Annotated in this window: 11 protein-coding genes; 7 read left to right on the forward strand and 4 right to left on the reverse strand. The window is 60.0% G+C overall.

Features of this window, described 5'->3' with window-relative positions; translation table 11 throughout:
* Nucleotides 1–25 precede the first annotated feature (25 nt).
* Nucleotides 26–2,296 carry an ATP-dependent Clp protease ATP-binding subunit ClpA gene (gene clpA, locus AB3226_RS24445; RefSeq protein ID WP_038982525.1) on the forward strand — a complete coding sequence of 757 codons (2,271 nt, stop codon included), beginning with the start codon at nucleotides 26–28 and terminating at the stop codon, nucleotides 2,294–2,296.
* Between the two features lie 259 nt (nucleotides 2,297–2,555).
* Here the strand turns inward: clpA and infA are convergent, their stop codons facing one another.
* From infA to trxB, 4 genes are all read right to left on the reverse strand, one after another.
* Nucleotides 2,556–2,774, reverse strand: coding sequence for a translation initiation factor IF-1 (infA, locus tag AB3226_RS24450; protein ID WP_002553999.1), 219 nt, complete (start codon nucleotides 2,772–2,774; stop codon nucleotides 2,556–2,558).
* 100 nt (nucleotides 2,775–2,874) lie between these two features.
* Nucleotides 2,875–3,582 (reverse strand): arginyltransferase, encoded by a 708-nt coding sequence (locus AB3226_RS24455; protein ID WP_367374945.1) that lies wholly within the window; start codon nucleotides 3,580–3,582, stop codon nucleotides 2,875–2,877.
* Between the two features lie 88 nt (nucleotides 3,583–3,670).
* Nucleotides 3,671–4,351: a leucyl/phenylalanyl-tRNA--protein transferase gene (gene aat, locus AB3226_RS24460; RefSeq protein ID WP_367374946.1), complete on the reverse strand. Its 681-nt coding sequence runs from the start codon at nucleotides 4,349–4,351 to the stop codon at nucleotides 3,671–3,673.
* Nucleotides 4,352–4,419: 68 nt separating this feature from the next.
* Nucleotides 4,420–5,379, reverse strand: coding sequence for a thioredoxin-disulfide reductase (gene trxB / locus AB3226_RS24465; RefSeq protein ID WP_367374947.1), 960 nt, complete (start codon nucleotides 5,377–5,379; stop codon nucleotides 4,420–4,422).
* A 305-nt stretch (nucleotides 5,380–5,684) separates the two neighbouring features.
* Here trxB and AB3226_RS24470 point away from each other — a divergent pair, with 305 nt between their 5' ends.
* The 6 genes from AB3226_RS24470 (at nucleotide 5,685) to cysG (ending at nucleotide 13,350) form a co-directional block, all read left to right on the forward strand.
* Entirely contained in the window at nucleotides 5,685–8,090 is a 2,406-nt protein-coding gene (locus AB3226_RS24470) for a DNA translocase FtsK (protein WP_367374948.1), read from the forward strand.
* A gap of 68 nt (nucleotides 8,091–8,158) precedes the next feature.
* Entirely contained in the window at nucleotides 8,159–8,782 is a 624-nt protein-coding gene (gene lolA, locus AB3226_RS24475; protein ID WP_007904916.1) for an outer membrane lipoprotein chaperone LolA, read from the forward strand.
* A gap of 180 nt (nucleotides 8,783–8,962) precedes the next feature.
* Nucleotides 8,963–10,285, forward strand: a complete 1,323-nt coding sequence (locus AB3226_RS24480; RefSeq protein WP_367375839.1) for a replication-associated recombination protein A — start codon at nucleotides 8,963–8,965, stop codon at nucleotides 10,283–10,285.
* Nucleotides 10,285–10,659 carry a fluoride efflux transporter CrcB gene (gene crcB, locus AB3226_RS24485; protein ID WP_367374949.1) on the forward strand — a complete coding sequence of 125 codons (375 nt, stop codon included), beginning with the start codon at nucleotides 10,285–10,287 and terminating at the stop codon, nucleotides 10,657–10,659. The genes AB3226_RS24480 and crcB overlap by 1 nt, the downstream gene beginning before the upstream one ends.
* Before the next feature lie 15 nt (nucleotides 10,660–10,674).
* Nucleotides 10,675–11,955, forward strand: coding sequence for a serine--tRNA ligase (gene serS, locus AB3226_RS24490; protein ID WP_367374950.1), 1,281 nt, complete (start codon nucleotides 10,675–10,677; stop codon nucleotides 11,953–11,955).
* A complete protein-coding gene (gene cysG, locus AB3226_RS24495; protein ID WP_339526181.1) occupies nucleotides 11,956–13,350 on the forward strand; it encodes a siroheme synthase CysG in 1,395 nt (464 codons plus the stop codon).
* Nucleotides 13,351–13,357: the final 7 nt, after the last annotated feature.

Here is a 13,357-nt window from a genome sequence, read left to right on the forward strand (position 1 = left end):
GACCACTTGGGTATGAGGTGAAGCTATGTTAAACCGCGAGCTCGAAGTCACCCTCAATCTTGCCTTCAAGGAGGCTCGTTCGAAGCGTCATGAATTCATGACCGTCGAGCACCTTCTGCTGGCCCTATTGGATAATGAGGCTGCCGCCACCGTTTTGCGTGCCTGCGGCGCAAACCTCGACAAACTCAAGCATGATCTGCAGGAGTTCATCGACTCCACCACGCCATTGATCCCTCTTCATGACGAGGATCGTGAAACCCAGCCAACCCTGGGCTTCCAGCGTGTATTGCAGCGTGCTGTCTTTCACGTACAGAGCTCGGGCAAACGCGAAGTGACTGGCGCCAACGTGCTGGTCGCAATCTTCAGTGAGCAAGAGAGTCAGGCAGTGTTTCTGCTGAAACAGCAGAGCGTTGCGCGCATCGATGTCGTCAACTACATCGCCCATGGCATTTCCAAGGTACCGGGGCATGGCGATCACTCTGAAGGTGAGCAAGATATGCAGGACGACGAGGGCGGTGAGTCTTCTTCTTCAGGCAATCCTCTGGATGCTTATGCCAGCAACCTCAACGAACTCGCGCGCCAGGGTCGTATCGATCCGTTGGTAGGCCGTGAGCTGGAAGTCGAGCGTGTCGCGCAGATCCTCGCGCGTCGTCGCAAAAACAATCCGCTGCTGGTGGGCGAGGCGGGCGTGGGTAAAACCGCGATTGCCGAAGGCCTGGCCAAACGCATTGTCGACAACCAGGTGCCGGATCTGCTGGCCAACAGCGTGGTGTATTCCCTCGATCTGGGGGCCTTGCTGGCCGGGACCAAATATCGCGGCGATTTCGAGAAGCGCTTCAAGGCGCTGCTCAATGAGCTGAAAAAACGTCCGCAGGCGATTCTGTTCATCGACGAGATCCACACCATCATTGGTGCGGGCGCTGCGTCCGGTGGCGTCATGGATGCTTCGAACCTGCTCAAGCCATTGCTGTCTTCGGGCGACATTCGCTGCATCGGTTCGACCACGTTCCAGGAATTCCGCGGGATCTTCGAGAAGGACCGTGCCCTGGCTCGGCGCTTCCAGAAGGTTGATGTATCGGAACCTTCGGTGGAAGACACCATTGGCATCCTGCGTGGCCTGAAAGGGCGTTTCGAAGCGCACCACAACATCGAATACAGCGATGAAGCCCTGCGCGCCGCTGCTGAACTGGCCTCGCGTTACATCAATGACCGGCACATGCCGGACAAGGCCATCGACGTTATCGACGAGGCGGGCGCCTATCAGCGTCTGCAACCGATCGAGAAGCGCGTGAAACGCATCGAAGTGCCTCAGGTCGAGGACATCGTCGCGAAAATTGCGCGAATTCCGCCAAAGCACGTCACCAGTTCCGACAAAGAGCTGCTGCGTAACCTTGAGCGTGACCTGAAACTCACGGTATTTGGCCAGGATGCGGCGATCGACTCGCTGTCGACCGCGATCAAACTGTCCCGTGCCGGCCTCAAGTCGCCTGACAAGCCCGTCGGTTCGTTCCTGTTCGCAGGGCCGACCGGTGTGGGTAAAACCGAGGCCGCGCGGCAATTGGCCAAGGCGTTGGGAGTCGAACTGGTTCGCTTCGACATGTCCGAGTACATGGAGCGCCACACCGTATCGCGTCTGATCGGTGCACCTCCAGGCTATGTCGGGTTCGATCAGGGCGGTCTGCTGACCGAAGCCATCACCAAGCAGCCTCACTGCGTGCTGCTGCTCGATGAAATCGAGAAGGCGCATCCGGAAGTCTTCAACCTGCTGCTGCAGGTCATGGACCACGGTACGCTGACCGATAACAACGGGCGCAAGGCGGACTTCCGTAACGTGATCGTCATCATGACGACTAACGCCGGTGCCGAGACTGCAGCGCGTGCTTCGATCGGTTTCACCTATCAGGACCACTCGTCCGATGCGATGGAAGTGATCAAGAAGAGCTTCACGCCGGAATTCCGTAACCGTCTGGACACCATTATCCAGTTTGGTCGCCTCAGTCATGAGGTCATCAAAAGCGTGGTGGACAAGTTCCTTACCGAACTTCAGGCGCAGCTGGAAGACAAGCGTGTGCTGCTGGAAGTCACCGACGCGGCTCGCAGTTGGCTGGCGGCCGGTGGCTACGACTCGGCAATGGGCGCTCGTCCGATGGCGCGTTTGATCCAGGACAAGATCAAGCGTCCACTGGCCGAAGAGATCCTCTTTGGCGAACTGGCCGAACATGGCGGTGTGGTACACATCGACATCAAGGACGGCGAGCTGACCTTCGAGTTCGAGACCACGGCTGAAATGGCCTGACGTTACACCGCAACAAAGCAAAAAGGCGCCGATTGGCGCCTTTTTGCTGTCGGGTCGATTTCAAGCGATAAGCACAAAACCCTGAGGGAGCGGGCTTGCCCGCGAAGGCGGCGGCACATTCAGCATCCGGGCAAGCAGACCCACCGCTATCGCGGGCAAGCCCGCTCCCACAGGATCTGTGCAATGGCTCGAAATGTGGCAGCTAATTCACGCACAAACAAAAACGCCCGGCATAGCCGGGCGTTTTGTATTGACTTGATTAGCGAGCGCGGTAGGTGATGCGCCCTTTGCTCAAGTCATAGGGCGTCAGCTCGACGCGCACTTTGTCGCCGGTAAGAATACGGATGTAGTTCTTGCGCATCTTGCCGGAAATATGCGCGGTTACGACGTGCCCATTTTCCAACTCCACACGAAACATGGTGTTGGGCAGGGTGTCGACGACAGTGCCTTCCATTTCGAAGCTGTCTTCTTTCGACATGCAGTAAAGCCCTCGGTGTCCAATGAATGGCCCGGTGCAACTGCGCCAGGCAAAAGCGGCGTGCATTGTGCCCGAAAAATGGGGTTTAAGCCAAGGGGTTCTAGCTCAGGATGACCCAACGCTGATTAATCAGCAGTTCGATAGGGCGATATTGGGTCTTGTAGCTCATTTTTTTGCAGTTTTTGATCCAGTAGCCGAGATAGACCGCTTCCAGCCCCAGGCGCCGGGCCTCGGCGATCTGCCAGAGAATCGCGTAACGCCCCAGGCTGCGACGCTCCTCGCCGGGCTCGTAGAAGGTGTAGACCGCCGACAAACCGTTGGGCAGCAAGTCAGTGACGGCCACTGCCAGCAGTCGGCCTTCGAGGCGAAATTCGTAGAAGCGGGAGAACGGCAGGTCACGCACCAGGAAGGTCGAAAACTGGTCGCGGCTTGGCGGATACATATCGCCATCGGCGTGACGTTGTTCGATGTAGCGCTGATAGAGGTCGAAATGCTCTTCGCTGAACTTTGGTCTGGTCGGACGCACCTGCAAGTCGGCATTGCGTTTGACAATGCGTTTCTGCTGACGGTTGGGCGTAAATTGCGCCACAGGAATGCGCGCCGGTACGCACGCATTGCAATGCTGGCAATGGGGCCGGTAGAGATGATCGCCACTGCGACGGAAACCCATTTCAGACAGGTCTGCATAGACATGCACATCCATGGGCTGGCTAGGGTCGAGGAACAGCGTCGTGGCCTGCTCCTCGGGCAGATAACTGCAAGAGTGGGGCTGAGTGGCATAGAACTTCAAACGCGCCAACTCGGTCATGATCAACCCTCGGGATAAGCTTTTGATTGGGGGGGCGTTCTCAACTCGTTTCCCCGCATTAAGTGTAAGCCACGCGCGCAAAAGTCGCTCAGCAAACCCAGGTGGCACGGCCCGGTTGATCCAGGTGTCGCGCAAGGTAGCCGGCAAATTCGCGGCGGGGAATCGCTCGAGCACCCAAACTGTGCAGATGATCGGTAGGCATCTGGCAGTCGATCAGCACAAAACCTGAGTCTTTCAGGTGGCGCACCAGGGTGGCGAAGCCATATTTGGAGGCGTTGTCGGCGCGGCTGAACATCGACTCGCCAAAAAACAACTGCCCCATAGCCAGGCCGTAGAGCCCGCCGACCAGCACGCCATCGTCCCAGACCTCCACCGAGTGGGCGTAACCACGCCTGTGCAGTTCGACGTAGGCGTCCTGCATCGCTTGGGTGATCCAGGTGCCGTCAGCGTACTCGCGCGGTGCGGCGCAGGCGCGGATGACCGCGGCAAAATCCCGATCGAAGGTCACTTGATAGCGCTGTTGGCGCAGCAGTTTGTTCAAGCTGCGGGAGACATGCAGTTCGTCGGGAAACAGTACTGTGCGCGGATCTGGCGACCACCAGAGAATCGGCTGACCCTCCGAGAACCACGGAAAGCAGCCGTGACGATAGGCTTGAATCAGGCGATCGGCGGACAAATCGCCACCCGCGGCCAGCAGCCCGTTGGGGTCGCGCATGGCTTTTTCCAGCGGCGGGAAAGTCAGGGTGTTGCGTTGTAACCAAGTCAGCATGGCATCCGGGCTTGCAGAAGGGGAGGGCGGTAGCGGGCCGTTGCGCCCGCCTTGTAGGAGGTTAACCGTCAAACGGTGGGGATGTCATCGAGATACTTCTCGGCATCCAGCGCGGCCATGCAGCCAGCCCCGGCGGACGTCACCGCCTGGCGGTAAACATGATCGGCCACATCACCGGCGGCGAACACGCCTTCGATGTCGGTGGCAGTGGCGTCACCTTCGCTGCCGCCCTTGACCAGCAGGTAGCCGTCACGCATTTTCAGCTGGCCCTGAAACAGATCGGTGTTGGGTTTGTGGCCGATGGCGATGAATACGCCGGCCAGCGGCAATTCATTGGTTTCGCCCGTATGGCTGTGCCGCAGGCGGGCACCGGTCACGCCGCTGGCGTCGCCCAGTACTTCGTCCAGATTCTGGTTCCAGTGCAGGCGGATATTGCCGTTGGCGGCTTTTTCGAAGAGTTTGTCCTGGAGGATCTTCTCCGAGCGCAGTTTGTCGCGACGGTGAATCAGGTGGACTTCCTTGGCGATGTTCGACAGGTACAGCGCTTCTTCAACGGCCGTATTACCTCCACCGATCACTGCGACCACCTGGTTGCGGTAGAAGAAGCCATCGCAAGTGGCACAGGCCGAAACCCCTTTGCCGGCGAAGGCTTCTTCCGATGGCAGCCCCAGGTATTGGGCCGAAGCGCCGGTGGCGATAATCAGCGCATCGCAGGTGTAGGTGCCGCTGTCGCCGATGAGCTCGAACGGGCGCTGTTGCAACTTGGCCGTATGGATGTGGTCGTAAACGATCTCTGTGTCGAAGCGTTCGGCGTGTTTTTGCATGCGTTCCATCAGTACCGGGCCGGTCAGGCCTTCGACGTCGCCGGGCCAGTTGTCGACTTCGACGGTGGTGGTCAGCTGGCCACCTGCCTGTATGCCGGTGATGACAACGGGTTTGAGGTTGGCGCGAGCGGCATAAACGGCTGCGCTGTAACCGGCAGGGCCGGAACCCAGAATGATCAGGCGGGAATGCTTCGCTTCAGTCATAAAAACACCTCATAAGCCTTTGTCACAAAAGAGAATGCATGCTCAAATTGGACCGCGCGTACTGTGCTGTTGACTATGCTGCACCCAAGGTCTCAAGCATGGCATCGGGTGAACAAACCCGTACAATGCTCGCTTGTAACAGTGTTTGTATCAAAAAAGCGCTGCGTGCCGTATTTCGAAAAACCGGGGCGCAGTGTTAAAAGTAGTCCCAGTTGCGCCTGTTAACTTTTTTACCTGCCTGGATTGGGCAGTTTTTATAGTCATTCAACAGATGGACGCGCCATGGGCGCAGGAAAAGAAGCGTTTTGAAGAAATCCACCGCAGCACCTAAAACAGTCGTCCCGCTCTGGCGCCAGCAATTGCACTACCGGCTCAAGGAAGGTGCATTGATCGCCATCGGCGCCTTGTGCCTGTTCCTGATGATGGCCTTGTTGACCTACGGCAAGGACGACCCGGGCTGGAGCCATAACAGCAAGATCGACGATGTGCAGAACTTCGGCGGGCCGGCCGGCTCTTACAGCGCCGACATCCTGTTCATGGTCCTGGGTTACTTCGCCTACATTTTCCCGTTGTTGCTGGCGATCAAGGCGTATCAGATCTTCCGCCAGCGCCACGAGCCGTGGCAGTGGAGCGGCTGGCTGTTCTCCTGGCGCCTGATCGGCCTGGTGTTTCTGGTGCTGTCGGGTGCAGCGCTGGCCCACATCCATTTCCATGCGGCGACCGGTCTGCCGGCCGGCGCGGGTGGCGCTTTGGGCGAAAGCCTCGGCGATCTGGCCCGGAACGCGCTGAACATCCAGGGCAGCACGTTGTTGTTCATCGCGCTGTTCCTGTTCGGCCTGACAGTGTTCACCGACCTGTCGTGGTTCAAGGTGATGGACGTCACCGGCAAGATCACCCTTGATCTGTTCGAACTGTTTCAGGGCGCGGCCAATCGCTGGTGGGCAGCCCGTATGGAACGCAAGCAACTGGTCGCCCAACTGCGTGAAGTCGACGATCGCGTGCATGACGTGGTCGCGCCGACCGTCACCGACAAACGCGAGCAGGCCAAGGTCAAGGAGCGCCTGATCGAGCGCGAGCAGGCCTTGAGCAAGCACATGTCCGAGCGCGAGAAACAGGTACCGCCGGTGATTGCCCCGGCTCCGCCCAAACCCGCAGCGCCCAGCAAACGCGTGGAAAAAGAGAAACAGGCGCCGTTGTTCGTCGACAGCGCCGTGGAAGGCACCTTGCCGCCGATCTCGATTCTCGACCCGGCAGAAAAGAAACAACTCAATTATTCGCCTGAATCCCTGGCGGCCGTCGGCCACTTGCTGGAAATCAAGCTCAAGGAATTCGGCGTCGAAGTCTCGGTGGATTCGATTCACCCGGGCCCGGTCATTACCCGTTACGAAATCCAGCCTGCGGCCGGCGTCAAAGTCAGCCGCATCTCCAACCTGGCGAAAGACCTGGCCCGTTCCCTGGCCGTGACCAGTGTGCGTGTCGTGGAAGTGATTCCGGGCAAGACCACGGTCGGTATCGAAATCCCCAACGAAGACCGGCAGATCGTGCGCTTCTCCGAGGTCTTGTCGACCCCCGAGTACGATAACTTCAAGTCCCCGGTCACCCTGGCCCTGGGTCATGATATCGGCGGCAAACCGGTCATCACCGACCTGGCGAAAATGCCGCACTTGCTGGTGGCCGGTACGACCGGTTCCGGTAAGTCGGTGGGTGTGAACGCGATGATCCTGTCGATTCTGTTCAAGTCTGGCCCTGAAGACGCCAAACTGATCATGATCGACCCGAAAATGCTTGAGCTGTCGATCTACGAAGGCATTCCGCACCTGCTGTGCCCGGTGGTCACCGACATGAAGGACGCCGCCAACGCCTTGCGCTGGAGCGTCGCCGAGATGGAGCGGCGCTACAAGCTGATGGCGAAGATGGGCGTGCGTAACCTGTCGGGCTTCAACGCCAAGGTCAAGGAAGCCCAGGACGCTGGCGAGCCGTTGAGCGATCCGCTGTACAAGCGCGAAAGCATCCACGACGAAGCGCCACTGCTGCAAAAACTGCCGACCATTGTCGTGGTCGTCGACGAATTCGCCGACATGATGATGATCGTCGGCAAGAAGGTTGAAGAACTGATCGCCCGTATCGCCCAGAAGGCCCGTGCGGCCGGTATCCACTTGATCCTCGCGACCCAGCGTCCTTCGGTGGACGTGATCACCGGTCTGATCAAGGCGAACATTCCGACCCGTATGGCGTTCCAGGTATCGAGCAAGATCGATTCGCGGACCATCATCGACCAGGGCGGCGCCGAACAACTGCTAGGCCACGGTGATATGTTGTACATGCCTCCGGGCACCAGTCTGCCGATTCGTGTTCACGGTGCGTTCGTGTCCGATGACGAGGTTCACCGGGTGGTTGAAGCCTGGAAACTGCGCGGCGCACCGGAGTACAACGATGACATCCTCGCCGGTGTCGAAGAGGCCGGTAGCGGTTTTGAAAACGGCGGTGGTGGCGGTGACGATGATGCCGAAACCGATGCGCTCTACGACGAAGCGGTGCAGTTCGTACTGGAAAGCCGTCGCGCGTCCATCTCCGCGGTTCAGCGCAAGCTGAAAATCGGCTACAACCGCGCGGCGCGCATGATCGAAGCCATGGAAATGGCCGGGGTCGTGACGTCCATGAACACCAACGGTTCGCGTGAAGTCCTGGCCCCTGGCCCGGTGCGCGACTGATCCGGTTTTGAAAGGGGCGGTGTCTTGAGACGCCGCCCGCACTCCCACGAATGTTTATGAGGACTCCCATGCGTCTTATCCGCATGTTGTTGCTGCCGGTACTGGCTTTGACCACGCTCTCGGCCCACGCCGATGACAAGGACGTGGCGCGTCTGACTCAACTGCTGGAAAAATCCCAGACCCTGACCGCGCGTTTCTCCCAGCTGACCCTCGACGGCAGCGGCACCCAGTTGCAGGAAACCGCCGGTCAAATGTCCTTGCAGCGCCCAGGCCTGTTCTACTGGCACACCGATGCGCCGCAAGAGCAGCTGATGGTGTCCGATGGCAAGAAGGTTTCCCTGTGGGACCCGGACCTGGAGCAGGTCACCATCAAGACCCTCGACCAGCGCCTGACCCAGACTCCTGCGCTGCTGTTGTCCGGTGACGTGTCCAAGATCAGCCAGAGCTTCGACATCAGCGCCAAGGAAGCCGGCGGCGTGATCGACTTCACCCTGAAGCCGAAAACCAAAGACACCCTGTTCGACAGCCTGCGTCTGTCGTTCCGCAACGGTCTGGTCAATGACATGCAACTGATTGACAGCGTCGGTCAGCGCACCAATATTTTGTTTACTGGCGTGAAGGCCAACGAGCCGATTCCTGCGTCCAAATTCAAGTTCGACATCCCCAAGGGTGCCGACGTGATCCAGGAATAAAGAGCAGAACATAGAACCTGTGGGAGCGGGCTTGTGTGGCGAGGGAGCTTGCTCCCGCTGGGGCGCGAAGCGCCCCCAAAAATGGGACTGCTGCGCAGTCCAGCGGGAGCAAGCTCCTTCGCCACAGGATTTCGCCAGACTTGAGAACTGCGTAATAAAGCGAGGTTTCAACCGCACGTGATGGACCTGTTTCGCAGTGCCCCGATCGCTCAGCCCTTGGCCGCACGCCTGCGCGCGACCAATCTGGACGAGTACGTCGGTCAGGAACACCTGCTCGCTCGCGGCAAGCCTTTGCGCGAAGCGCTGGAGCAGGGTGCCCTGCATTCGATGATTTTCTGGGGGCCGCCGGGGGTGGGTAAAACCACTCTGGCGCGGCTGCTCGCGGAAGTCTCTGATGCGCACTTCGAAACGGTTTCGGCGGTACTGGCCGGCGTGAAGGAAATCCGTCAGGCGGTGGAAGTCGCCAAGCAACAGGCCGGGCAGTACGGTAAGCGCACCATCCTGTTCGTCGACGAAGTGCATCGCTTCAACAAGTCCCAGCAAGATGCGTTCCTGCCGTACGTTGAAGACGGCACGCTGATCTTCATCGGTGCGACCACCGAAAACCCCTCGTTCGAACTCAATAACGCGCTCCTGTCCCGGGCTCGCGTCTATGTGCTCAAAAGCCTCGACGAAGCGGCCCTGCGCAAGCTGGTGCATCGCGCATTGAGCGAAGAACGTGGGTTGGGCAAGCGGCAACTGACGCTCAGCGATGAAGGTTTCCAGATGCTGTTGTCCGCCGCCGATGGCGATGGCCGGCGTCTGCTCAATCTGCTGGAAAACGCCTCGGACCTGGCCGAAGACAACAGCGAAATCGGCGTCGATCTGCTGCAAAGTCTGCTCGGTGATACCCGTCGACGCTTCGACAAGGGCGGCGAAGCCTTTTACGACCAGATCTCCGCGCTGCATAAATCGGTGCGCGGCTCCAATCCCGATGGCGCGCTGTATTGGTTTGCGCGGATGATCGACGGCGGTTGCGACCCGCTGTACCTGGCCCGGCGCGTGGTGCGCATGGCCAGCGAAGACATTGGTAACGCCGACCCTCGCGCCCTGAGCCTGTGCCTGGCGGCGTGGGAAGTGCAGGAGCGCCTCGGCAGCCCCGAAGGCGAGTTGGCGGTGGCACAGGCCATTACGTATCTGGCCTGCGCGCCGAAAAGTAACGCGGTATACATGGGTTTCAAAGCCGCGATGCGCTGCGCCACCGAACACGGTTCGCTCGAAGTGCCGCTGCACTTGCGCAACGCGCCGACCAAGCTGATGAAGCAATTGGGCTATGGTGACGAATACCGTTACGCCCACGATGAACCGGATGCCTACGCCGCTGGCGAAGACTACTTCCCGGACGAGCTAGAACCACAACGGTTCTATCAACCAGTGCCTCGCGGCCTGGAGTTGAAGATTGGCGAAAAGCTTAACCATCTCGCGCAGCTTGATCGTCTAAGCCCACGGCAGCGGAGAAAATAGTGATTCCATTGATCGTTGCCGTTTCTGTCGGCGGTATCGCCGGTACGCTATTGCGCTTCGCCACCGGTAACTGGATCAACGCGAATTGGCCGCGGCACTTCTATACCGCGACGCTGGCCGTTAATATCGTGGGCTGTTTGCTGATCGGCGTTCTATACGGTCTGTTTTTGATGCGCCCGGAGGTGCCGTTTGCGGTGCGCGCCGGGTTGATGGTCGGCTTCCTCGGGGGGCTGACGACTTTTTCATCCTTTTCACTGGATACGGTGCGCCTGCTCGAAACCGGGCAAGTGCCGCTGGCCTTGGGTTATGCGGCCATCAGCGTATTCGGCGGGCTGTTCGCCACTTGGGCCGGCCTGTCCTTGACCAAACTTTGATAACGAGAAACCGACATGCTCGATTCCAAACTGTTACGTAGCAACCTTCAGGACGTAGCGGACCGCCTGGCATCCCGTGGCTACACGCTGGATGTTGCGCGCATCGAAGCGCTGGAAGAACAGCGCAAGACCGTCCAGACCCGTACCGAGGCACTGCAGGCTGAACGTAACGCGCGCTCCAAATCCATCGGTCAGGCCAAGCAGCGCGGCGAAGACATCGCGCCGTTGATGGCGGACGTCGAGCGCATGGCGGGCGAATTGAGCGCCGGTAAAGTCGAGCTGGACGCAATTCAGACCGAGCTGGATTCGATCCTGCTGGGCATCCCGAACCTGCCGCACGAATCGGTGCCGGTCGGCGATGACGAAGAAGGCAACGTTGAAGTGCGCCGCTGGGGCACGCCGAAGGCCTTCGATTTCCCGGTTCAGGACCACGTGGCCCTGGGCGAGAAGTTCGGCTGGCTGGACTTCGAAACCGCCGCCAAGCTGTCCGGTGCCCGTTTCGCCCTGCTGCGCGGCCCGATCGCCCGTCTGCACCGTGCGCTGGCACAGTTCATGATCAACCTGCACATCAACGAACACGGTTACGAAGAGGCTTACACCCCGTACCTGGTGCAGGCGCCTGCATTGCAGGGCACCGGTCAGCTGCCGAAGTTCGAAGAAGACCTGTTCAAGATCAGCCGCGAAGGCGAGGCCGATCTGTACCTGATCCCGACCGCTGAAGTGTCACTGACCAACATCGTTGCTGGCGAGATCGTCGATTCGAAACTGCTGCCGATCAAGTTCGTGGCGCACACGCCGTGCTTCCGCAGCGAGGCCGGTGCATCGGGTCGCGACACTCGCGGCATGATCCGTCAGCACCAGTTCGACAAGGTCGAGATGGTCCAGATCGTTGAACCATCGACCTCGATGCAAGCGCTGGAAGGCCTGACCGCCAACGCCGAGAAAGTCCTGCAACTGCTGGAACTGCCGTATCGCACCCTGGCGCTGTGCACCGGCGACATGGGCTTCAGCGCGGTCAAGACTTACGACCTGGAAGTGTGGATTCCGAGCCAGGACAAATACCGCGAAATTTCGTCGTGCTCCAACTGCGGCGATTTCCAGGCCCGCCGCATGCAAGCGCGTTTCCGCAATCCGGAAACCGGCAAGCCTGAGCTGGTTCACACCCTGAACGGTTCCGGCCTGGCGGTCGGTCGTACCCTGGTGGCGGTGCTTGAGAACTACCAGCAGGCCGACGGTTCGATCCGTGTGCCTGAGGTGCTCAAGCCGTACATGGGTGGCCTTGAGGTCATCGGCTAAATGGACTATCTGCCGCTGTTTCATAACCTTCGCGGCAGTCGTGTATTGGTCGTCGGCGGAGGGGAGATTGCCTTGCGCAAATCCCGCCTGCTGGCCGAAGCCGGTGCGCTGCTGCGGGTGGTCGCGCCTGAAATCGAACCGCAACTGCGCGAGCTAGTGGTCGGCAGCGGTGGCGAGTGCCTGGTGCGTGGCTACGCCGAAACGGATCTGGACGGCTGCGGGCTGATTATCGCCGCCACCGACGACGAACCGCTGAACGCGCAAGTCTCCGCCGATGCCCATCGGCGTTGCGTGCCGGTCAACGTGGTGGACGCGCCGGCTCTGTGCAGCGTGATCTTCCCGGCGATCGTCGACCGTTCCCCATTGATCATTGCGGTGTCCAGCGGCGGCGATGCGCCGGTGCTGGCGCGCTTGATTCGCGCCAAGCTGGAAACCTGGATTCCTTCCACCTACGGTCAACTGGCCGGTCTGGCGGCGCGTTTCCGCACTCAGGTCAAAGGCCTGTTTCCGGATGTGCAGCAGCGCCGGGCGTTCTGGGAGGATGTATTTCAGGGCCCGATTGCCGACCGGCAACTGGCCGGGCAGGGCGCTGAGGCCGAGCGCTTGATGCTGGCGAAAATCAATGGCGAAGCACCTGTCGCTACCGGCGAGGTTTATCTGGTGGGCGCCGGGCCGGGTGACCCCGACCTGTTGACCTTCCGCGCCTTGCGTCTGATGCAGCAAGCAGATGTGGTGCTGTATGACCGTCTGGTGGCGCCGGCGATTCTGGATTTGTGCCGTCGCGATGCCGAGCGGGTCTACGTCGGCAAGCGCCGCGCCGATCACGCCGTGCCTCAGGAGCAGATCAACCAGCATCTGGTGGATCTGGCCAAGGCCGGCAAGCGCGTGGTGCGGTTGAAGGGCGGCGATCCGTTTATCTTCGGGCGCGGCGGTGAAGAGATCGAAGAACTGGCGGCCCATGGCATCCCGTTCCAGGTCGTGCCGGGCATTACTGCAGCCAGCGGTTGCGCGGCGTATGCCGGTATTCCGCTGACTCACCGCGATTACGCGCAGTCGGTGCGATTCGTCACCGGGCACCTCAAGGACGGTTCCACCGATTTGCCGTGGGCCGACCTGGTCGCGCCGGCACAAACCCTGGTGTTTTACATGGGGTTGGTGGGCTTGCCGATTATCTGCGAGCAGTTGATCAAGCACGGTCGCGCGGCCGATACCCCGGCGGCGTTGATCCAGCAGGGCACCACGGTCAATCAGCGGGTGTTTACCGGTACTTTGGCTGACCTTCCACGGCTGGTGGCGGAGCATGAAGTACATGCGCCGACGCTGGTGATTGTTGGGGAGGTGGTGCAATTGCGCGAGAAATTGGCGTGGTTTGAGGGGGCTCAGGCGCAGGTCTGAACACCGA

This window comes from Pseudomonas lini (assembly GCF_964063345.1).
GTDB lineage: Bacteria > Pseudomonadota > Gammaproteobacteria > Pseudomonadales > Pseudomonadaceae > Aquipseudomonas > Aquipseudomonas lini_B.